Annotated in this window: 15 protein-coding genes; 10 read left to right on the forward strand and 5 right to left on the reverse strand. The window is 72.2% G+C overall.

What is annotated here, in order from left to right; all coding sequences use genetic code 11:
• Both CIK71_RS05540 and CIK71_RS05545 read left to right on the forward strand, forming a co-directional pair.
• Window positions 1–2,923, forward strand: a 2,923-nt coding sequence (locus CIK71_RS05540; protein ID WP_245857300.1) for a UrvD/REP family ATP-dependent DNA helicase, incomplete at its 5' end; no start/stop codon positions are given.
• On the forward strand, window positions 2,920–6,207 hold the full coding sequence (locus CIK71_RS05545; RefSeq protein WP_096164142.1) for an ATP-dependent helicase: 3,288 nt from the start codon (window positions 2,920–2,922) through the stop codon (window positions 6,205–6,207). The genes CIK71_RS05540 and CIK71_RS05545, both read left to right, overlap by 4 nt.
• A gap of 52 nt (window positions 6,208–6,259) precedes the next feature.
• Here CIK71_RS05545 and CIK71_RS05550 read toward each other — a convergent pair whose 3' ends face one another.
• Window positions 6,260–7,231: a phosphotransferase gene (locus CIK71_RS05550; RefSeq protein ID WP_096164143.1), complete on the reverse strand. Its 972-nt coding sequence runs from the start codon at window positions 7,229–7,231 to the stop codon at window positions 6,260–6,262.
• A 49-nt stretch (window positions 7,232–7,280) separates the two neighbouring features.
• Between CIK71_RS05550 and nudC the strand changes: the two genes are divergently transcribed.
• The 3 genes from nudC (at window position 7,281) to CIK71_RS05565 (ending at window position 11,035) form a co-directional block, all read left to right on the forward strand.
• Complete coding sequence (gene nudC, locus CIK71_RS05555) at window positions 7,281–8,198, forward strand: NAD(+) diphosphatase (RefSeq protein ID WP_096164144.1); 918 nt, start codon at window positions 7,281–7,283, stop codon at window positions 8,196–8,198.
• Between the two features lie 59 nt (window positions 8,199–8,257).
• Entirely contained in the window at window positions 8,258–10,390 is a 2,133-nt protein-coding gene (locus CIK71_RS05560; RefSeq protein WP_096164145.1) for an ATP-dependent DNA helicase UvrD2, read from the forward strand.
• A 318-nt stretch (window positions 10,391–10,708) separates the two neighbouring features.
• Window positions 10,709–11,035 carry a WhiB family transcriptional regulator gene (locus tag CIK71_RS05565; RefSeq protein ID WP_096164146.1) on the forward strand — a complete coding sequence of 109 codons (327 nt, stop codon included), beginning with the start codon at window positions 10,709–10,711 and terminating at the stop codon, window positions 11,033–11,035.
• Between the two features lie 82 nt (window positions 11,036–11,117).
• On the opposite strand, the gene CIK71_RS05570 is transcribed toward CIK71_RS05565, so the two are convergent.
• Window positions 11,118–11,276, reverse strand: coding sequence for a DUF5679 domain-containing protein (locus CIK71_RS05570; protein ID WP_010551122.1), 159 nt, complete (start codon window positions 11,274–11,276; stop codon window positions 11,118–11,120).
• Between the two features lie 522 nt (window positions 11,277–11,798).
• Here CIK71_RS05570 and CIK71_RS05575 point away from each other — a divergent pair.
• The gene (locus tag CIK71_RS05575; RefSeq protein ID WP_096164147.1) at window positions 11,799–12,446 is read left to right on the forward strand and encodes a M48 metallopeptidase family protein; all 648 of its coding nucleotides are present in this window, start codon (window positions 11,799–11,801) and stop codon (window positions 12,444–12,446) included.
• Here CIK71_RS05575 and CIK71_RS05580 read toward each other — a convergent pair.
• Window positions 12,434–13,024, reverse strand: coding sequence for an NUDIX hydrolase (locus tag CIK71_RS05580; RefSeq protein WP_096164148.1), 591 nt, complete (start codon window positions 13,022–13,024; stop codon window positions 12,434–12,436). The two genes, CIK71_RS05575 and CIK71_RS05580, sit on opposite strands and share 13 nt — an antisense overlap.
• Window positions 13,014–14,690 (reverse strand): zinc-dependent metalloprotease, encoded by a 1,677-nt coding sequence (locus CIK71_RS05585; protein WP_096164149.1) that lies wholly within the window; start codon window positions 14,688–14,690, stop codon window positions 13,014–13,016. The genes CIK71_RS05580 and CIK71_RS05585 overlap by 11 nt, the downstream gene beginning before the upstream one ends.
• An 88-nt stretch (window positions 14,691–14,778) precedes the next feature.
• On the opposite strand from CIK71_RS05585, the gene CIK71_RS05590 reads away from it, so the two are divergent.
• From CIK71_RS05590 to CIK71_RS05610, 4 genes are all read left to right on the forward strand, one after another.
• Window positions 14,779–15,927, forward strand: coding sequence for a YlbL family protein (locus CIK71_RS05590; RefSeq protein ID WP_245857301.1), 1,149 nt, complete (start codon window positions 14,779–14,781; stop codon window positions 15,925–15,927).
• Complete coding sequence (locus CIK71_RS05595; RefSeq protein WP_096164151.1) at window positions 15,927–16,619, forward strand: HAD-IA family hydrolase; 693 nt, start codon at window positions 15,927–15,929, stop codon at window positions 16,617–16,619. The genes CIK71_RS05590 and CIK71_RS05595 overlap by 1 nt, the downstream gene beginning before the upstream one ends.
• A gap of 154 nt (window positions 16,620–16,773) precedes the next feature.
• Window positions 16,774–18,456: an energy-dependent translational throttle protein EttA gene (ettA, locus tag CIK71_RS05600; protein ID WP_096164152.1), complete on the forward strand. Its 1,683-nt coding sequence runs from the start codon at window positions 16,774–16,776 to the stop codon at window positions 18,454–18,456.
• A 421-nt stretch (window positions 18,457–18,877) separates the two neighbouring features.
• Window positions 18,878–20,200 (forward strand): ABC transporter substrate-binding protein, encoded by a 1,323-nt coding sequence (locus tag CIK71_RS05610; RefSeq protein ID WP_158541952.1) that lies wholly within the window; start codon window positions 18,878–18,880, stop codon window positions 20,198–20,200.
• 55 nt (window positions 20,201–20,255) lie between these two features.
• On the opposite strand, the gene CIK71_RS05615 is transcribed toward CIK71_RS05610, so the two are convergent.
• The gene (locus CIK71_RS05615) at window positions 20,256–21,191 is read right to left on the reverse strand and encodes an acyl-CoA thioesterase (protein ID WP_096164154.1); all 936 of its coding nucleotides are present in this window, start codon (window positions 21,189–21,191) and stop codon (window positions 20,256–20,258) included.

Below are 21,191 nucleotides of genomic sequence, written 5' to 3' on the forward strand. Positions count from 1 at the left end.
CGCGCTCGCCGTGCACGGTGCCGGCGAGGTCCGGGCGATGACCCCGCCCGCGCTCGGCCATGCGATCGCGCGCGCCGACGCCCTCGCCCGCGGTCTGGGAGAGCCCACCCTCGTCACCGGCGCCGAGCAGGACGCCCTGCTCGCCGAGCTGATCGCCGGGAGGGACGCGTGGAACCTCGAGGTCGATCCCGGCGCCCGCACCCTTCCCGGCTTCCGCACGGAGCTGCGCGATCTGATCACCCGCGCGACCGAGCTGGGACTCACCCCGACGGACCTCGACCGGCTGGGCCGCGAGCGCTCCCGGCCCGCCTGGTGCGATGCGGCCGCGATCCTGCGGGACTACCTCGGCGTGCTCGACCTGGAGGCCTCCGCAGCCCTGGACGCCGGGCCGCGCCTGGATTCCGGCGGGCTGGTGCGCCGGGCGGCGCGGCTGCTCGAGGATCCGCGCACGGCGGCGCCCTTCGACCACGTGGTCGTCGACGACGCCCAGGACCTCACGACCGCCGGGATCGCCCTGGTGGCCGCGCTCGCCGGGGCCGGTGCCCGCGTGCTCGTGAGCAGCTGCCCCGACGCCGCCGTGGACACCTTCCGCGGCGCCCTCCCGGATGCCGCGGACCGGCTGCGCGGCCTCCTGCCGCGCTCCGTCGCCGAGGTGGCTCTCACGGGCTGCCACGGGATGGTCCCGGGGATCACCGCCGGGGTGGACTCGCTGCGCGGCCGGCTCCCGCTGGCCGGGGCGCCCGCCGCGAACCGTGCGCCCCGGGCGGCGGCGGGCTCCGGGATCGCCGTGCTGCAGGCCGACGACCCGCTGGACGAGGCCCGCCTCATCGGCTCCGCGCTGCGGGACCTCCACCATCGCGAGCAGGTCGAGTACGACGACATGGCCGTGGTGTGCCGCTCCGGCGCGGCCGTGGCCGATGTCGCCGACCTCCTCTCCCGCACCGGCCTGCCCGTGCGGGTGCCACGACGCCCGCAGCCGCTGCGCGAGGTGCCCGCCGTCGCCGATCTGCTGACCCTTCTCGAGATCGGTCTCGCCCCCGACGACGCCCCGCTGGATCCACGGGTCGCGGACCAGCTGCTGCGCGGGCCCTTCGGGGACGCGGACACGCTGCGCCTGCGGCGCATCCGACGCCTGCTGCTCGGCGCCCGCCGCGAGCTCGACCCGACCGAGGAGACGCCCAGCGAGACGCTGCTCGCGCAGGCACTGGTGGACGAAGAGGTGCCCGGGCTCCCGGACGCCGCCGCGAGGGACCGGGCGGCCGCGCCCGTGCACCGGGTGCGCTCCATGATCCGTGCGGTCCGGGAGCACCGCGACGCCCCTGCCGAGCAGGTGCTCTGGCAGGCCTGGGACGCCGCACAGCTGGCCGGAGGCTGGCGCCGCGCCGCGCTCGGCGCGGCCGGGGACGTGGACGGGGCGCGCGCCCGGCTCGCGAGCTCCCGACTGGACGCGCTGCTGGAGCTGTTCGCCGCCGCCGAGCGCCTCACCGACCGGCGGCCCGGAGCCGGAGCGATGGACCTCGTCGAACAGGTGCGCGGCCAGGCCGTCGTCGAGGACACCCTCGCTGCCGCCTCCGCCCCGCGCGGCCGCGTCGCCGTGCTCACCCCCGCCCAGCTCGCCGGTGAGCATCGCGACACCGTCGTGCTCGCCCGGATCCAGGAGGGGGCCTGGCCGGATCTCCGCCTGCGCTCGACGCTGTTCGGCGCCGCCGAGCTGTCGCTGGTCGCCGCAGCGCGGCAGGGCGCCGAGCTGCCCGGCGATCCCGAGTCGCTGCGAGCGATCCAACGCAGCCAGGTGATCGCCGACGAACTGCGTCTGGCGATCAGCGCCATGGCCCGGGCTCGCACCCGCGTGCTCGTCACCGCCGTGCAGGACGATCAGCTCGAGCCCTCCGCCCTGCACGAGGCCTGCGCGGCGCTCGCCGATGCCGGGGGCCCGCCGTGGATCGACCTCGAGCATCTGCGCCAGGATCCCGGTCCCGCCCCGGATACCCGCCAGCTGGTCGCGGCGCTGCGTCGCCGTCTGCACGACGAGGACCCGCAGCGCGCGCAGGATGCCGCGCGCGCACTGGACTCCCTCGCCGCGGTCGGCGCCCCGGGGACGGATCCGACGCGCTGGTACCACCAGGACCCCAGCAGCAGGGAACCGCTGCACGCACCGGGCACCGTGATCTCGCTGTCCCCCTCTGCCCTGGAACGCGCCGTGGACTGCCCGCAGTCCTGGCTCATGGAGCGCGCCGGCGGCACCCGCGCAGGCGGTCCCGCCCAGCTCATCGGCACCGCCTTGCACCATCTCGCCCAGGTCCATCCGCGCGGGTCGGACGGCGGCCCCGAGGACCTGCTCACGGAGCTGCACACCCTGCTGCGCAGCGTCCCGGGCACCGAGACCTGGTCCGGACGGCGCCGGGTGCGACGTGCCGAGGATGCGGCCCGCCTGCTCGACGAGCACCTCCGCTCGGCCGGGGAGCCGCTCGCCGTCGAGGCACCGTTCGAGGTGGAGCTGGGAAGGGTGCGCCTGCGCGGCAGCATCGACCGCATCGAGGGCGACGCGACCGGGCTGCGGGTCGTCGACCTCAAGACCGGTCGCAGCGCGAAGACGGCGAAGGCCGCCGAGGACGACCTGCAGCTGGCCGCCTATCAGGCAGCGGTGCGGGATGGCGCGCTCGCCGAGCAGCTCGGCGAGGACGCCCCGGAACGACTGAACGGCGCCCAGCTGGTGTACGTCGGCACCGGCGGCCGCAAGGCCTCGGTGCGCACCCAGGCGGCGCTGGACCGCGCCGAAGACCCCGCGTGGTTCGACGAGCTCGTCGCGGAGGTGTCCCAGGACGTCTCCGGCCAGCAGGTCACCGCCCGCTTGAACACCCATTGCTCCCAGTGCGCGGTGCGCAGCAGCTGCCCGCTGCAGCCCGAAGGAGATCAGCTATGACCCCCGCGACGCTCACGGCCTCCCGCCTGGCCGCCCTGCTCGAGCAGCCCCCTCCCACACCGGAGCAGGTCTCCGTGATCGAAGCGCCGATGGCCCCGATGCTGGTGGTGGCGGGAGCGGGCTCCGGGAAGACCGAGACTATGGCCTCGCGCGTGGTGTGGCTGATCGCCAATGGGGTGGTCGAGCCGCGCCAGGTGCTCGGACTGACCTTCACCCGCAAGGCCGCCCATGAGCTCTCGGCACGGATCTCCACGAGGCTCGCCGCGCTCGCCGGGGCTATGCGGGCGGAAGGGATGACCCTCCCGACCGGCCTGGAGCGCGGCCACGACGACCTGGTGGGCCAACGACCCCTGGTCCACACCTACAACGGGTTCGCCCTGGACCTGGTGCGCGAGCACGCGCTCGCCGTCGGCATCGACCCCGAGCTGACCATGATGTCCACCTCCGCGTCCTGGCAGCTCGCCCACTCCCTCGTCGAGGGCTGGGACGATTCGCTGGACCTCGAAGCCTCCCCGGCCACGCTCACCGCCGCGCTGCTGTCCCTGACCTCGTCGATCGCGGACCATCTGGTGACCCCGGACCAGCTGCGCGCGCATCTGGAGACCGTGCGCGACCACCTCTCGGGGATCCCGCTCCAGGTCGAGGGGAAGCGGCGCACCACTCCCAAGGCCGTCGCCTCCGTGCTGAGCGCCCTCGAATCGCGACTGGCCCTGATCCCGCTGCTCGAGCGCTTCGCCCAGGTGCGGGCCGAGAGCTCCGCGCTGGACTTCGCCGACCAGGTCTCCCTCGCGGCTCGGGTGGCGCGCGAGGTGCCCGCCGCGGGTCGGCTCGCCCGACGGATGCACCGGGTGGTGCTGCTCGACGAGTTCCAGGACACCTCGGTCGCGCAGCTCCAGATGCTCACCGACCTGTTCGGGCCCGGGCACGCCGCCTGCGCCGTCGGCGATCCCCAGCAGGCGATCTACGGCTGGCGCGGCGCCTCGGCGGCCTCCTTGGCCGGCTTCGCCGAGGCCTTCGCGACCGACGACGCCCCCGTGCTGCAGCGCACGCTGTCCACCTCCTGGCGCAACGATGAGGCGGTCCTCGCGCTGGCGAACCGTCTGGCGGCCCCGCTGCGTGAGGCCGACGCCGGCCTCACCATCCCCGAGCTGCAGGCGCGGCCCGGTGCCGGGGAGGGGGCCGCCGAGACGGTCGAGGCCTCCGACGAGCGCGCCGAGGCCCGGGCGATCGGCGACTGGATCCTCGCGCGGCGCGCCGAGGACGACCCCCAGGAGGTCCCGGCGTCGGCCGCCGTGCTGGTGCGCGCGCGCCGCCAGATCCCCGCGCTCGTCGAAGGACTTCAGGAGCGGGGCCTGGCCACCCACGTGGTGGGTCTGGGCGGCCTCCTCCACCGCCCCGAGGTCGCCGATGTGCGTGCCGTGCTGCAGTGCGCCCACGATCCCGGACGAGGGGACGCGCTCATGCGACTGCTCACCGGCCCCCGGTTCCGTCTCGGCGCTCGCGACCTCGCAGTGCTCGGACGCTGGCGGGACCGGATGGGATCACGACTGCGCCGAGCCACGAGCGCACCCGGCGGTGAGGACGAGGCGGAGACCGTCTCCCTGGTCGACGCGGTCGACGACCTGCCGCCGGCGGACTGGACCGACCCCTCCGGCCGCTCGCTGTCCCCGACCGGCCTCGATCGTCTCCGGCAGGTCCAGCAGCTGCTCCGCGAGATGCGGCGGCTGCTCCCGCTCCCGTTGCCCGATCTGGTCACCGCCGCCGTGCGCGTGCTGGACGTGGACCTCACGCTGCTCGCGGACGATCCGGGATCGCGGGTCCTCGCCGACCTCGAGGCGCTGCGCGATCACGCCGCCTCCTTCGAGCGCACCGCCCAGCGCGGGGGCCTGGGGGCCTACCTCGACCTGCTGGAGATCAGCGAGGACGAGGAAGCGGGGCTCGCCGTCTCCGCGGCCCCCGAGCAGAACGTCGAGGAGGGAGCCGATCCCGGTGTCGTGACGATCGTGACCATGCACTCCGCGAAGGGTCTCGAGTGGGATCTGGTGGCGGTCGCCGGGCTCACCGAGGGCACGGTGCCGTCCTACGACCTGCGCCGGGCGAAGACCGATGAGAGCGGTCGGGTGCGGGTGCCGGCCGGGGGCTGGCTCGGCAATCTGGCCTCCGCCTCGGTGCCCACGGCGCTGCGCGGCGACGCCGACACCCTGCCCGACCTCGCCTGGGCCGAGGCCGACACCCAGGTCGATGCCGAGGGCCTGATCCAGGAGTACCACTTCGACCAGGGCGAGGAGTCGCTGCGTGAGGACCGACGGCTGATGTACGTCGCCGTCACCCGCGCCCGCCGCCGGCTGCTGCTGACCTCCGCCGCCTGGCGCCTGGGCGTCACGAGGTCGCGCCCTCGCTCCCGCTATCTGGTCGAGGTCGGCGATCTCGTCCCCGAGCAGTTCCGCATCGTCCAGGAGGTCCCGGAGACGAACCCCCTGGAGAAGGAGCTGCCGCAGGCCCAGTGGCCGCCCGCGCCGGGAGAGGCCGAGCAGTCGCGCCGTCGTGCCGCCGACCTGCTCGCCGAGGCGGGGGAGACGCCCGGGCAGATCGAGGACCCGGTGCTCGCCGAGATCGTGCGCCGCGCGATCGACGATCTCGCGCAGCAGGCTGCACCGCCCCTCGTGCACTCCCCACCGCGCCTGTCGGCCTCCCAGGTCGTGCACCAGGCCCGTGACCCGCACGGGGCGGCGATCGATCTGCTGCGGCCGCTCCCGCGCCGTCCTTCCCCGGCGGCGGCGCGCGGCACCGCGTTCCACGCCTGGCTCGAATCCCGCTACGACAGCTCGACGCTGCTGGACCTCGAGGACCTCCTGGACCTCGGGGACGACGAAGGACCCGTGGCCGACGACCTCGCCCTGCGTGAGGCGTTCGCTGCGTCCGCATGGGCGGACCGCACCCCGATCGCCGTCGAGCACCCGGTGCAGACGCGCGTGGGGACCATCGCCGTGCGCGGTGTGATCGACGCCGTCTTCGTCGACCCGGACGCCCCCGCGGAGCCCGGCGATCCCGCCGGGGGAGGGGTGATCATCGTGGACTGGAAGACCGGTCGCGTCCCTCGGCCCGCGCAGCTGCGCGAACGTGCGCTGCAGCTGTCCCTGTACCGGCTGGCCTGGCATGAGCGCACCGGTCTGCCGCTGTCCCGCATCCGGACGGCCTTCCATTTCGTGGCCGACGGCGTCACCCACGAGGTCACCCGTCACCCCTCCCGGGAGCGGATCGCCGAGATGCTCACCGCGGAATGAGGCTCAGGGCGGAATGACGCACAGGGGAGCGTGATGCTGCGAGGAGGGGGCCTCAGGCCCTGTCCTCGTGCGCCTCGCGTGCGGCCATCTCGTCGTAGGCACGCTCGGCCTCGTCGCGGGCGAGCTGGGCCAGGTCGGCATCGAGGTCGGCGATCATCCCGCGCGCATCGGAGATGATCGTCTCGTCCTGGGTCTCCACGCCGTGGGCGAGCCATTCCGCGACGGCGAACTCGCCGAGCGCCTGCGCGCGCTCCACCAGGCGCGGGTGCGTCGAGGTGGGCAGCTCGTCGCGATAGGCGGAGTAGAGGTCGTCGAACCTCTCGGGGTCCAGCGAGGAGATCAGCCAGGCCAGATCGGACGCCGCATCGGCGACCTTGGAGGAGGACCAGTCGCGGACCGCGCTGATGCTCTCACCGGAGACGAACAGACTCTCCTCGGAGAGGTCGCCATGGATGAACTGGGGGGCGATGTCCCACAGCTCCTCGTCCTCCAGGAGCGTCTCCCAGCGTTGGGAGACGGCGGCCGGCAGGTAGCCGTCCGCCTTCGCGGCGAGGATCCGGGCACGATGCTCGGCATGGAGGACCTCCGGGGTGAAGGACTCCACCCCGGCGGACTCCGCCGCGTAGCGCGGAACGGTGTGGATCCGGGCGAGGACCTGGCCCAGCGAGCGGGCGAGCTCGGAGGAGCCCTGGAGGTCCTCGAGCATCAGCGGGCGCCCGACGGGAGCCTCGGTGACCGTGGCGCGACCGCCCTCGGAGAGCTTCACGAAGCCCAGAACCGGCGGGATCACGCCCTGCAACGGGGTCCCGGAGAGCGCATCGGCCACTTTCAGGTCACGTTCAAGGCGTACACCGGAGGCCGTCGTGGACGGGGACTGGACCAGGACCCGGCGGCCCTGCTCGCCGATGATCCCCGCGACGTCGAGATCCTCGTCGGGGGTCGCGATCGGCGTGGTGCGCGCCGGGACCAGCCCGGGGACCGCCGCCGCCGCGAGGGCAGCCAGGGAGTACGAGTTGCGATGCACCCGTCCACCGTACCCGGAGGTCCCCTCCGATCCGCGTAGGCTTTCGGGCATGGCGAACCTCCGTGGCCCCCACCTGCACACCCCGCTGACCCTTCTCAGCACCGACCGGGACGCGCTCAGCCGCGTCGATCCGGCGATGATCGCGCCGGGCGACGACGCCCGCTACCTGGTCACCCGAGCCGGTTCGGCGGCTCTGCGCGAGGACGACGAGGGCACCCTCCACGTCTCCCTGGAGCGCTCGGACCCCCGCGGGGGCGGCACCCAGCCGCTCGTCCTGCTCGGGGTGCACGAGGGCCTCCGGGTGCTCGCCGTGGAGATCCCCGAGCCGAGCCCGGAGCTCGATGATCCCGGGCGTGACCTGCGCGATCTGCGGCGCGTGGCCGAGCGGCTCACGCCCCGGGACGCGGACCTCGCGCTGACCGCCGTCGCGATGGGGTCCTGGCACCGTTCGATGCGTCACTGCCCGATGTGCGGAGCACTGCTGGAGCCCGAGGTGGGCGGCTGGGTGCTGCGCTGCCGCGAGGACGGCTCCGAGCACTTCCCGCGGACCGATGCCGCCGTGATCATGGCCGTGCGCGACAGCCGCGACCGCCTGCTGCTGGCCCGCAACGCGAACTTCCGCGGCCGGTTCCACTCCGTGCTCGCCGGCTTCGTGGAGCCGGGGGAGAGCCTCGAGAACGCCGTCGCCCGCGAGGTCGCCGAGGAGGTCGGTCTCGTGGTCGAGGAGGTCGAGTACGTGGGCAGTCAGCCCTGGCCCTTCCCGCGCTCGCTGATGGTCGGCTACCGCGCCTGGGTCCCCGGCGCCGTGGAGATGACGCTCCAGGAGGACGAGATCGCTGAAGCCACCTGGTTCTCCCGGGAGGAGCTCGCCGCCGCGCTCGCTGCCGAGGAGATCGAGCTGCCTGGCAACGCCTCCCTGGGCCGCGCGCTGATCGACGACTGGTACGGCGGTCCTGCCGAGGTGTGAGGCACGCGCCGTCCACAGTGGCCCGCGAGATGTCAGGGGCCGCTGGCAGGATGGGAGCGATGACGGATCCAGCCCTGCCCCTCGACTCTGCACCGCCGACCGATGCCGAGAGCATCCTCGCCGCTCTCGACCCCGAGCAGCGGGAGGTCGCGCACACCTTCGGGGCACCGGTCTGCGTGCTCGCGGGCGCCGGCACCGGCAAGACCCGCGCGATCACCCACCGCATCGCCTACGGCGTCGCCACGGGGCAGCTGAACCCGCGCCACGTGCTCGCCGTGACCTTCACCGCCAAGGCCGCCGCGGAGATGCGCTCGCGTCTGCGCGACCTCGGCGTGCCCGCGGTCCAGGCCCGCACCTTCCACTCCGCCGCGCTGCGGCAGCTGCGCCACTTCTGGCCGCGCGTGGTGGGCGGGGCGATGCCGGACATCATGCCCAACAAGTTCGCGGGCGTGGGCGAGGCCTGCCAACGGCTGCACATGAGCGTGGATCGCGCCGCGCTGCGGGACATCGTCGCCGAGGTCGAATGGTCCCGGGTCTCGATGCTCACCCCCGAGTCCTATCCCGAGGCCGCGGAGTCGACGAAGCGCCCGGGCGTGGCCGGCTTCGACTCCCGCTCGATCTCCCGCATCCTCACCCAGTACGAGGAGGTCAAGAAGGAGCGCAACGTCATCGACTTCGAGGACGTGCTGCTGCACCTGGTCGGGTTCCTCACCGAACGGGCGGACGTCGCCCGGGAGGTCCGCGGCCAGTACAAGCACTTCGTGGTCGACGAGTACCAGGACGTCTCCACCCTCCAGCATTCCCTGCTGCGGCTGTGGCTGGGCACCTCCGACGACATCTGCGTGGTCGGTGACGCCGCGCAGACGATCTACACCTTCGCCGGCGCGCGCGCCTCCTACCTGCTGGACTTCCGCACGGAGTTCAAGCGCGCCCGCACCATCCGTCTGGAGCGCAACTACCGCTCGACGCCGCAGATCGTGCGGATGGCCAACACCGTGCTCGACGGTGCCCAGGGCCGCACCCGCGACAGCCGCCTCACCCTGGTCTCGCAGCGGCAGGACGGCCCGCCGCCGCTGGTGGAGTCCTTCCCGGACGACCCCGCCGAGGCCGACGGCGTCGCCGATCGCATCGCCGCCCTGATCTCCGAGGGGCGTTCCGCCTCGGAGATCGCCATCCTCTTCCGCACCAACAGCCAGTCCGAGGCCTTCGAGGAGGCGCTGACCGCCCGCGACATCGGCTACCTGGTGCGCGGCGGCGACCGCTTCTTCGAGCGTCAGGAGGTGCGGCGGGCGATGGTCTCGCTGCGGGCCGCCACCCGCGTCGAGCAGCTGGATCCGGCCCGCGCGGTGCGCGACATCCTCTCCCAGCAGGGATGGTCCGAGACGGCCCCGGAGACCACCGGCGCGGTGCGCGAACGTTGGGACTCCCTCAATGCGCTGGTGGGCCTCGCGGACACCGTCACCGCTCGCCCGGGCTCGACCATGATGGACCTCGTGCGCGAGCTCGAGGAGCGCGCCGAGGCGCAGTCCGCCCCCGTGGTCGAGGGCGTCACGCTCGCCTCGGTCCATGCCGCGAAGGGTCTGGAATGGCCCGTGGTCCACATGGTGGGAGCCAGCGACGGGCTGATGCCGATCTCGATGGCCTCCACGGCCGCCGAGGTGGAGGAGGAGCGACGCCTGTTCTACGTGGCCCTCACCCGCGCCCGGGACCTGCTCACGGTGAGCTGGTCCGCTGCGCGGTCCCCCGGCGCACGCGGGAGCCGGAAGGCGTCGAGGTTCCTGGACGGTGTGCTCGACCATCCTGATGCCGGCGGCTCCCGGCCCGGAGCCGATCCACGGCGCACCGGCCGCCGCAGTGCGACCGTCTACTCCGAGTGCCGGGTCTGCGCACAGGGACTGGTCTCTCCCCGCGAGCAGCGTCTGGGCCGCCACGAGGGCTGCCCGCCGCTGGCCGATGCCGCCCTGCTGACGGCCCTGAAGGAGTGGCGGGCGCAGCGGGCACGGGAGAGCGGGGCCCCGGCCTTCTCGGTGCTCACCGACGCGGCCCTCGAGGCGCTCGCCGAACGCGATCCGCGTGACGAGAGGCAGCTGCTGGCGGTGCCCGGCATCGGTCCGGGCAAGGCCGAACGCTTCGGTCCGGGACTGCTCGAGATCCTCTCCCGGCACCGCGCCGAGAACCCCGCAGAGGGTTGAAACTGCAGGTCAAAAAATAGATGTGGGTTCTGCGCAAGGTGTGTAGACTCATCGTCGTCAATCGTCCACGTCGTGGTCCGGGACACCGGGACGCGCGCATTCGAAAGGGGGTGGCCTCAGTGATCATCATCAGGAATCTCGCAGGAGCAGGTCTGCGCCCCGTCGGCGCGCCCTCCCTTCTGCAGCGCGAACGGGGCTACGCCCCTGCGGTGCCCAGCCTGAGCTGACGAGGCCTCCCCTCGCTGCCGGTGCGGCACCGCCGCCGCACCCCCGCCCGTAAGGGCTCGTCCCCCCGACGATCTTCGAAGCAGCGAGACGATGACTTCTCTACTCACCACTTTCTTCAGCCCCGCAGACACTGCGGCACACATGCTGCCGTGCCATGACACCGACGCTGCGGACCTCTTCTTCTCCGAACGCCCTGCCGATCTCGAGCAGGCCAAGAGTCTGTGCACCGGCTGCCCGCTCCTCGAGGAGTGCCGGCAGGGCGCCCTCGACCGGGAGGAGCCCTGGGGCGTCTGGGGCGGTGCCATCTTCGACGCGGGCCGCATCATCGCCGTCAAGCGCGGCCGAGGACGCCCACGGAAGAACCCGCAGCAGGCTCCGGACCAGAACCCGCAGGAGAAGCCGGCGGACGCGGCATGAGCCGTGCGCCGGTCCGGCGGCAGACGCACGAGGGGCGAGGCACCNNGGTGCCTCGCCCCTCGTGCGTTCTGGGAAGGCCGGATCAGGCCTTGCCGAGGATGCGGTTCAGCTTGGTGCCGCACTCGGGGCACACGGCCTTGGCCATGCGACGACCGTTGGAGACGACGACGTTGCCCTCGGCCTCCCGCTTCTCGCGGCACTTGACGCAGTAGAACTCTCCGGCATAGGTCTCGTCAGCCATATCCGCTCCTTGGGATCGAAAGTGATGTTCGGTCATCCGGACATGCGGCATGCGCCGCGAGACCGGGACCGACCCACTGTAACGGGGAGCGCCTGAGGCGCACGAATCGAGGAGTGTCCGAACGGGGCGGCCCATCGCACGCTTCGGGAGAGAAGAGCTCAGCGAGCGGAGGAAGTGCGTGCGACGGGCCGACATCGGAGGCCCCGTAGGCGACGAAGGCCTAAGGGCCGTGGGCCCCCGGGGGCGCTCAGCACCACGCGCACCTTCCCCGTGTGCGTCCTGCTAGTTATCCCGGGGTCCCACGTGCTGGGAAACTTAGCCCCTGCGCACCGGGCAGGTCAAAGGGCGGCGGGGGACCGACTGTGGACAAGTGGCCCCGGGGTGTGGACAACCTCGGGATGAGTTCCCGACACCTGTGGAGGAACGATCGTCCGCGCAGGTCAGGGGCCTGGGGCGGGGGTCTGTGGGGGAGGGGGTTGTGGAAGAACTTTTTTCGCCCCGAAACGTGCCAGGCTTCTCCTCATGACAGATCTCGTCCTCCACGAGCACGTGACCGGACCGCGCGGGGAGCGGGTCCTGGTGCGCCGCTCCTCCCGTCGGCGCCGCACCGTGTCGATCACTCGACGCGACGGCGATCTGGTGGTCGCGGTCCCGGCGACGTTCAGTGCGCGGCAGGAGCGGGACTGGGTCACGAAGATGGTCGACCAGCTGGTCCGGAAGGAGTCCCGCAAGACGCCGCGCCGACGCAGCGACGCCGGCCTGGAGAAGATGGCGAGAGAGGTCAGTGAGGCTTATCTCGGCGGTCGTGCACGGCCCAGTTCGGTGACCTGGTCCACACGGCAGAACCAGCGGTGGGGATCCTGCACCCCCACGGACGGCACGATCCGGCTCTCGCATCAGCTGCAGGACATGCCCGACTACGTGGTGCGCTCGGTGATGATGCACGAGCTGGTCCATCTGCTGGTCCTCGACCACGGCAAGGAGTTCCGCGAGCTGATGGCCCTCTATCCCCAGGCGCAGAAGGCGCAGGGGTTCCTGGACGGCGTCTCGTGGGCGAAGAATCTGCTCCCCGGCGAGCTCGAGGGGGATCTGGAGGGTCCTCCAGAGCAGGCTGCGCCCGACGGCCCCTCTCAGCCCACTCTGCCCTCTCAGTCCTCTCAGCCTGAGTAGCGCGCGAGATATGGGGCGAGCTGCTCGAGCTTGCCCGGCATGTCCTCGACGGTGCCCTCGGGCAGCGCGGCGCAGGAGCGCGCCGGACCGTCGGCCTCCAGCGGCCACGGCACCCAGCGCACTTCGGGGGACTCTTCGCTCGCGGTGAGGGGGAGCGAGGCCGCGTCCTCCGAGGCGCGCAGGAGGTACTGCACGTCCCAGTGCTCGCAGCAGGCCCCGAACGCCGCGTCGAGCTGATGGCGATGGAGCACAGCGGGGCCCGGCCCCACCCGCTCGAGAGCCGACAGCCCGATCTCCTCGGCGACCTCCCGGCGGGCGGCGCGCTCGAAGCTCGTCTCGCCCGGCTCGAGGTGGCCGCCGGGCTGCACCCAGAAGCGCCCCTTGCGATGCCACACGAGCGCCACGTGCTCGCCCGGCGCATCGATCACGACGGCGCTCGCGGTGAGGTGCCGCGGCCCGCCCTCACGGTGCAGAGCTGCGGGTGAGCCCTCCAGCAGGTGGAGGTACTGCCGGGCGAGACCCTGGTCCGGAGCGGAGGCGAGCTCCGCCCGGGCCTCATCGAGACGGTCAGCGGTCATCGGAAGGACCGGGATCGCCGTCCTCGTCCCCGCGCGAGCCGTCGCCGTCGGCACCGCCGGCGCTGTCGCCGTCGGTGCCGCCGCTGCCGCCGCTGCCGTCGTCGTTCCCGCTCTCGCTGCGGCTGTCGTCCGTGCTGCCGGTGGTGGTCCCGTCCTCGTGCGGACGCACCCCGCCCGCGCCGTCCTCGCGCGGGACGGAGGAGGAGACCTCGCCGCTGAGCAGACGCTCCAGCTCGGCGTCGAAGTCCGTGGGGATCTCCACGTCGGCCAGCCCGTCAGCAGCGTCCTCCGCGACGTCCTGCGGGGACTGCGGAGCCTGCGGGCGCCCGGAGAGGACCTCCGCCGTCGGCAGCAGGTCCGGGTGGTCCCACTTCGCTTCGCGGCCCTCCTCGCCCTCCGTGGCCAGCACGCTCTCCCACCAGGAGAGCGCCTCGCGCACGCGGCGGGGCCGCAGCTCGATGCCGATGGTCCGAGCCAGCATCTCCTCGGCAGGACCGCCCGAGGCGCGACGCCGGCGCAGCACCTCGCGCATCGCGTCGAGCTCGGGAAGCTTCCCCTCCAGCGCCTGGGTGGTCACATGGTCCACCCACGCCTCGATCAGGGCCAGCGTGGTCGCGAGCTCCTGGAGAGCCCGCTCCTGCGAAGCCCGCCGGGTGAAGACGAACATGTCCTCGGGACGGCGCGCCTGCATCGCCTGCGGATCGGAGAGGTCCAGATCCCGCACCATCTCGTCGAGGGCGTCGAGGTCCAGCGTGATGCCGCGCGCGTAGTCCTCGATCGCCGAGAACAGGGCCTTGCCGAGCCACGGCGCCGCGGAGAACAGAGCGGCATGGGCGATCTCGCGGGAGGCGAGGAAGATGCGGGCCGCGCCCGGATCCAGCGAGTGCGCGGAGATCAGGTCGTCGACGTTGGACGCGACCAGAGCGGGCTCGCCGTCGCGGCCCAGCGGCAGGGACAGGTCCGTGGTGCCGGCGACCTCGCGAGCGAGCGACCCGATCGCGTGGCCGAACTGGACGCCGAACATGGTGCCGCCGATGCGCTCCATCATCCCGGCCGGGTCCCCGGGCATGCCCGTGCCTGCGAGCCCCGCCATGTCCTCCATGCCTTCCATGCCGCCCAGCTGACCCATCTGAGAGGCGATGGCCTCGCCGATGGCGCCGGCCATGTAGCGGGCCACCGGCTCCACGATGCTCTTCCAATGAGGGAGCGTGCGGTGCAGCCAGGTGCCGCGGCTGAAGACGCCGAGCTCGGTGGACGGCACGTCGATCGAGAGCGCCGGGTCCAGCCACAGCCGGGCGACCTGCGCGGCCTGGCGCAGGTCGGAGATCTGCGCGGGGGTGGGGTCGGGGTCCCCGGGAGTCCCGGTGGGCTCCGGAGCGCCGGGGATGCCCGTCATCCCGGCGGCCGTGCGTCGAGCGATGTCCTCGGCCATCTGCCAGTTCACGGGATTGTCTCCCTGAGCGGTGAACATGCTCTGCATCTGCGCGGCGGCGGCTCGCAGCTGCGCCGGGTCCTGCGGAAGGTTCGCCTGCTCGGCCAGTGCCGAGAGGTCCAGTCCGTCCAGAGCGCCCTCGGGCAGGGCGTCCCCGAAGGTCTCCTTGAGGAAGCGCTTGAGCGCTTCCTCGTCCATATCGCCGGGTCCGCCCGGGATCGGATCAGTGTTCATGGCCACCTCCAGGAGTCTGTGGGGCGTACAGCGTACCGAGCGCGGCTGGGGGAAGGTCGAACACGTCGGTGTGGGGCACAATGTCGGGGTGATAGACGACCAGCCCCGGCCGACCCGTGCACGCCGGGCCCGTGCGGCGATCTCCCGTTCCGTCGGGGACGCGCAGCTCGCGCACCCCTGGGTCGCCCTGCCCGCGATGGTGCTGCTGTGCCTGATGATCCTCGGCGCCTCGCTGATGCCCGTGCCCTATGTCATCGAGCGGCCCGGCCCCGCGATCGACGTGCTCGGCGAGTACGACGAGGAGCAGATCCTCACGATCGACGGCGCCGAGACCTACGCGACCGACGGATCGCTCATGATGACCACCGTCTCCGTGGACGGCGGGCCCGGATACCGGGTCACCCCGGTCGAGGTCGTCGCCTCCTGGTTCGACCGTTCCTCGTCCGTTCTGCCCCGTGAGGCGCTCTTCCCCGAGGGGCAGACCCGCGAGCAGACCGCCCTGACCAACACTGTCGCGATGACCACCTCCCAGCAGGGCGCGGTCGCCGTGGCGCTCGGCGAGCTGGGCATCGACTACGACCCGGTCATGATGATCGCGGGCGTCGAGCAGGGCGCCCCGGCCGAGGGCACCTTGGAGGCCGGGGACGTGGTCCTGTCCGTGGACGGCGAGACGGCCTCGGACGTCACGGGCTTCCAGGAGCTGGTGCGCGCCACGCCCGAGGGCGAGGGGATCCCGATGCGCGTGCGCCGCGGGGACGAGGAGCTGGACCTGGAGGTGCCCGCCGAGACCGTGGACGGCGCCCCGCGCATGGGCGTCGCGCTCGACATCGGCTACGACTTCCCGCTCGACGTGGACATCGCCGTGGGCGACATCGGCGGACCGAGCGCCGGGACGATGTTCTCGCTGTCGGTCTACGACGAGCTGACTCCCGGAGCGCTCACCGGCGGGCACCGCATCGCCGGCACCGGAACCCTCTCCGAGGACGGCACCGTCGGCGCGATCGGCGGGATCCGGCAGAAGATGGTCGGCGCCGACGAGCAGGACGCCGAGTTCTTCCTCGCCCCCTCCACCAACTGCGATGAGGTGGTCGGGTACGAGCCCGACGGCCTGGACGTGGTCGCCGTCTCGGACTTCGACGGCGCCCTGGAGGCGGTCGAGACGATCGCCGAGTCCGGCAGCACCGCCGGACTCCCCACCTGTGATGACGTCGTCGAGACGTCGGATGACGAGAACTGATGAGCAAGCGCAACCGCCGCCGTACACCGCCCAAGCCCACCGTCGTGCTCGATTTCGGGGGAGTGCTCAGCGCCGGGCACGATCCCGTGCCGAGCATCCACGAGCTGCTCGGCGGCGACATCGACGCCCTGCGGGATCAGCTGTGGGCCGAGCGCGCCGCCTACGACCAGGGCGCCAGCTCAAGAGAGGAATACTGGAGCGCGGTGGCCGCGGCCAGCGGCGTGGAGCAGCTCTCGGAGGCCGAGATCGACGAGCTGCAGGCGGCCGACAACCGCTACTTCCTGCGCCTGGATCCCGCCGCACGTGAACTGATCCACGACCTCGCCCGCAACGGCGTGCGCCTGGCTCTGCTGTCCAACGCCTCCGAGAGCTTCGGCGAGGCCGTGCGCCGCGCGGACTGGTTCGAGGCGTTCACGATCGCGGTGATCTCCGGGGAGGAGCGCGCGGTGAAACCCGACCGGGAGCTCTACGAGGTGCTGCTGGACGTGCTCTCGCACGAGACCGGGGGAGTGTCCATCCCGTCGGCCGTGATCTTCTTCGACGACCGCCAGGAGAACGTCGACGCGGCGCGCGCTCTCGGGATCGATGCGCACCTGTGGCCGCGCAACGGCGAGGAGCGCGCCGAGGGCGCCGAGCACGGCGCCCAGATCGCCCGTCGGGTGCTGGCCGAGCGGGGCGTCCCGCTGGACTGAGCGCCCAGCCGGCACGGAGAGCGGCGCCCCTCACCCTGCTGAGGGTGCGGGCGTGATCGGCGGGGTAGAGTCGGACACCGAGATACCGCCCGTGCGGCGCCGAGACGGCGCGCCGGTGAGAATCCCCAGACCCCTCTCCGAACAGGAACACGAGTTGGCTGAATTCATCTACTCCATGTACAAGGCCCGGAAGGCCGTGGGAGACAAGCTCATCCTCGATGACGTCTCCATGAGCTTCTACCCGGGTGCCAAGATCGGCATGGTCGGCCCCAACGGCGCCGGCAAGTCGACGATCCTGAAGATCATGGCCGGGCTCGATCAGCCCAGCAACGGCGAGGCACGCCTCTCGCCCGGATACAGCGTCGGGATCCTCCTGCAGGAGCCCCCGCTGGACGAGTCCAAGACCGTCCTGGAGAACGTCCAGGAGGGCATGGGCGAGCTGTTCAAGAAGGTCCAGCGCTTCAACGCCATCGGCGAGGAGATGGGCGAGCCCGACGCCGACTTCGACGCGCTGATGGCCGAGATGGGCACGCTCCAGACCGACATCGACGCCGCGAACGGCTGGGACCTCGACTCCCAGCTCGAGCAGGCGATGGATGCGCTGCGCTGCCCGCCCGGCGACGAGCCGGTCACCCACCTCTCCGGTGGTGAGCGTCGCCGCGTGGCGCTGTGCAAGCTGCTCCTGGAGAAGCCCGACCTGCTGCTGCTGGACGAGCCCACCAACCACCTCGACGCCGAGAGCGTGCTGTGGCTGGAGCAGCACCTCACGCAGTACGAGGGCGCCGTCATCGCCATCACCCACGACCGGTACTTCCTGGACCACGTGGCTCAGTGGATCGCCGAGGTCGACCGCGGCCACCTGTACCCCTACGAGGGCAACTACTCCACCTATCTCGAGAAGAAGGAGGAGCGCCTCAACGTCCAGGGCAAGAAGGACCAAAAGCTCGCCAAGCGCCTCAAGGAGGAGCTGGAGTGGGTGCGGTCCAACGCCAAGGGCCGCCAGGCGAAGTCCAAGTCGCGTCTGGCGCGCTACGAGGAGATGGCCGCGGAGGCCGAGCGCACCCGCAAGCTCGACTTCGAGGAGATCACCATCCCGCCGGGCCCGCGGCTGGGCAACCAGGTGATCGATGCCAAGGACCTCAAGAAGGGCTTCGGCGAGCGGGTGCTCATCGACGGGCTCTCCTTCACCCTGCCGCCCAACGGCATCGTCGGTGTGATCGGCCCCAACGGCGTCGGCAAGACGACGCTGTTCAAGACCATGGTGGGCCTGGAGCCGCTGGACGACGGCGAGCTGAAGATCGGCAAGTCCGTGCAGATCAGCTACGTCGACCAGAACCGGGAGAACATCGACCCGGACAAGAACCTCTGGGAGGTCGTCTCCGACGGACTGGACTTCATCCAGGTCGGCAAGGTCGAGATCCCCTCGCGCGCCTATGTCAGCCAGTTCGGGTTCAAGGGCCCGGACCAGCAGAAGAAGGCCGGGGTCCTCTCCGGTGGTGAGCGCAACCGCCTGAACCTGGCGCTGACCCTCAAGCAGGGCGGCAACGTGCTGCTGCTCGATGAGCCCACGAACGACCTGGACGTGCAGACCCTCGGCTCGCTGGAGAACGCCCTGCTGGAGTTCCCCGGCTGCGCCGTGGTCGTCTCGCACGACCGCTGGTTCCTGGACCGGGTCGCGACCCACATCCTGGCCTACGAGGGCACCGAGGAGAACCCCGCGAACTGGTACTGGTTCGAGGGCAACTTCGAGGCCTACCAGGAGAACAAGGTGGCCCGCCTGGGTGAGGACGCGGCGCGTCCGCACCGCGTCACCTACCGTCGCCTCACCCGCGACTGAGGTTCTCCCTGAGCACCCGAGCACCTGAGTGCTCGAGTGCCCCAGCACCCCGCGATCCGTCCGTGCAGGACGGGCCGCGGGGTGCTCCGCGTCCGGGTGATCAGCGTCCGGGTGGGCACGCGGCTGGACAGCGTCCCGGATCGCGCACCATCGGCCGTGGAGCCGCGCTCCACGGCCGCTATGAGCGCTGCTCGTGCCGGCACAGTGAGCGGGACGGGGAGAACGAGGTCCCCTCGCCGGTCCCGCTGCTGCGTGGGGATGGCGACCGCTGGGCTGCACGGTTCGCGCTCACGGGGTCCGGTGTGGTGGGGTGCTCGGTGCGGGTCACTCCGCAGCACGCGGTGCTCGCCCGCCGCGCAGAGCTCGGGCCGGTCGCCACCGCCTGAACCGCCAGACATCCCGATCGGAAGGTCCTGCCCTCGTGCCGACCCGTCGTCAGCTCCTCGTCTCCGCCGCCGCGCTCGGCCTGGCAGGCTCCGGCACCCTCGCCGCCTGTTCGAGGGGCGAGCCGGTCGAGATCGACGATGCCGAGGCGCTGCGCATGCGGGTGTGGGACGACGCCGCGGCCTCCGCCTACGAGGACTCCCTGGAGGCGTTCACCGAAGAGACCGGCATCGCGGTGCACGTCGAGGTGATGGTCTGGGACGACTACTGGAAGCAGCTGCCGCTGGACATCGCCGGCGAGTCCCTGCCGGACGTGCTGTGGATGAACACCGCCAACCTTGCGGAGGCGCAGGAGAGCGGCCAGCTGCTCGAGGTCGGGGAGCCGCTGGGGAGGCTGGTCTCCCAGTGGGAGGACGTCGCCACCGACCTCTACCGCCTCGAGGACGGGATCTGGGGCGTGCCCCAGTTCTGGGACCAGAGCATCCTGATCGCCCAGGACGAGCTGGTCGCCGACGCCGGCGGAGACCCTTCGGCGCTGGCCTTCGACCCCGGCGCCTCGAGCGATCCGCTGCGGGACCTCGCCCGCGAGATCACGACCGACGGCGAGGGCCTGCACCCGGGGGACGAGGACTTCGACGCCGCGTCCCGAACCGCCTTCGGCTTCGGGGCGCACGTGGACCGCTCGGCCGTGCTGGGCCCCTTCGTGGCCGGGCACGGCGGCACCTGGCAGGACGAGGACGGGAAGTTCGTCTTCGCTTCCGAGGAGGGCATCGGCGCCGTGCAGTACCTCGCGGATCTCGCGTCGGAGCATCTCGCCCCCGCGGGGAAGGAGACCGTCGAGGACGCGGGTCTGTGCCAGAGCCTGTTCCTCGAGGGGAAGCTCGGCCTGCTGCAGACGGGCACCTACGACCTGCATGCCCTCGCAGGCGGCATCGAGGACGCCTTCGAGTGGAGCGTCCACCCGGTGGTCGCCGGCCCCGATGGCTCCCGGCCTCTGGTGCACGCCGTCGCTGCCGTGGGCGTGGATCCGGACGACGACGACCGTCGGACGGCGATCGAGAAGCTGCTCACCTGGCTCGGCGGCATCGACGGCCAGCGGCCGCTGGTCGAGAACCGGGTCGGGATCCCGGCGCACCGCGAACTGCACGGAGCCTGGCAGGAGGCCTGGACCGACGAGGGCGTCGATGTCTCGGCGCTGGAGTCGGTGCCCGACGAGGTCGCGCTCCCGGAGCACGGCATCCGCTCCGCCGAGGGCACGGGGGCTGCTCTGCCGCTCATCGCGGAGATCTTCACCGGGTCCTCGAGCGCCGAGGACGCCCTTCCGAAGGCTCAGGACGAGGCACGCGCCGCGATGGGGTGAGCCGGTCAGCGCCGCTTCTCAGCACTGCCCCCGCGCAGGCACCCGCGCTGAGGGATCAGGTGCGGTCCTTCACCCGGATCATGCCCTCCTGGGTGACCGTCGCGACCAGATCCCCGGCGCGGTCGAACACCTGGCCGTGGGTGAGGCCGCGACCGCCGGCGGCCGACGGGGAACGCTGCACGTACAGCAGCCATTCGTTGGCGTCGACGTGGCGGTGCCACCAGATCGCGTGATCGATCGTGGCCATGCGCAGCCCCGGCGTCATCCAGCTCAGGCCCTGCCGGCGCAGGATCGGCTCGAACGGCGTGTAGTCGCTCGCGAAGGCGAGGATCGCGTCATGCAGCAGCGGATCGGCCTCGACCGGCGCGAGGGTGCGCATCCACACCATCTGGGTGTCCGCGGCGTCGGACGCGGGATCCGGGCGCAGGTAGATCGGATCGGTGACATGGCGGATGTCGATCGGGCGCTGCGTGGCCCAGTAGCGGGCCACGGGATGGTCGATGCCGTCGAGCACCTGCGCGGTGGTGGGGAGCCCTTCGGGATCGGGAGCGTCGGGAGCGCGCTCCTGGTGCTCGAGCCCGTCCTGCTGCTCCTGGAACGATGCGGTCATCGCGAGGATGGTCCGCTCAGCCTCCTCGGGCGTGCGCCCGGGCTGCGTCGCCAGCACCCGGCGCACGGAGAAGGAGTTGCCGTCGCGGAGCGCGTCGACCTGGAAACGGATCGGGTGCCCCGGGTCTCCGGGGGCGAGGAAGTAGGAGTACATCGAGTGGATGCGTCGGCCCTCGGGCACCGTGCGGCCCACCGCGGCCACCGCCTGCCCCATCACCTGCCCGCCGAACACGTGCCCGCCCGGCTGCGGCGAGGAGTCCGCTTCGTAGGCCGCGACCGTCGCGGGGGTCGCGAAGGCGGGGTCGACCACGATCTCGCGCACGTCCAGCAGATCGATCAGGCCCGCGGCGACGGCGGCGGGGTCACAGGGGGTTCCGGTCAT

This window comes from Brachybacterium alimentarium (assembly GCF_002332425.1).
GTDB lineage: Bacteria > Actinomycetota > Actinomycetes > Actinomycetales > Dermabacteraceae > Brachybacterium > Brachybacterium alimentarium.

Excerpts from the sequence above, each read along its gene's own strand:
- CIK71_RS05545 (WP_096164142.1), top strand. The coding sequence starts at position 2,920 with ATGACCCCCGCGACGCTCACGGCCTCCCGCCTGGCCGCCCTGCTCGAG.
- nudC (WP_096164144.1), top strand. The coding sequence starts at position 7,281 with ATGGCGAACCTCCGTGGCCCCCACCTGCACACCCCGCTGACCCTTCTC.
- CIK71_RS05560 (WP_096164145.1), top strand. The coding sequence starts at position 8,258 with ATGACGGATCCAGCCCTGCCCCTCGACTCTGCACCGCCGACCGATGCC.
- CIK71_RS05565 (WP_096164146.1), top strand. The coding sequence starts at position 10,709 with ATGACTTCTCTACTCACCACTTTCTTCAGCCCCGCAGACACTGCGGCA.
- CIK71_RS05570 (WP_010551122.1), bottom strand. The coding sequence starts at position 11,276 with ATGGCTGACGAGACCTATGCCGGAGAGTTCTACTGCGTCAAGTGCCGC.
- CIK71_RS05575 (WP_096164147.1), top strand. The coding sequence starts at position 11,799 with ATGACAGATCTCGTCCTCCACGAGCACGTGACCGGACCGCGCGGGGAG.
- CIK71_RS05580 (WP_096164148.1), bottom strand. The coding sequence starts at position 13,024 with ATGACCGCTGACCGTCTCGATGAGGCCCGGGCGGAGCTCGCCTCCGCT.
- CIK71_RS05585 (WP_096164149.1), bottom strand. The coding sequence starts at position 14,690 with ATGAACACTGATCCGATCCCGGGCGGACCCGGCGATATGGACGAGGAA.
- CIK71_RS05595 (WP_096164151.1), top strand. The coding sequence starts at position 15,927 with ATGAGCAAGCGCAACCGCCGCCGTACACCGCCCAAGCCCACCGTCGTG.
- CIK71_RS05615 (WP_096164154.1), bottom strand. The coding sequence starts at position 21,191 with ATGACCGGAACCCCCTGTGACCCCGCCGCCGTCGCCGCGGGCCTGATC.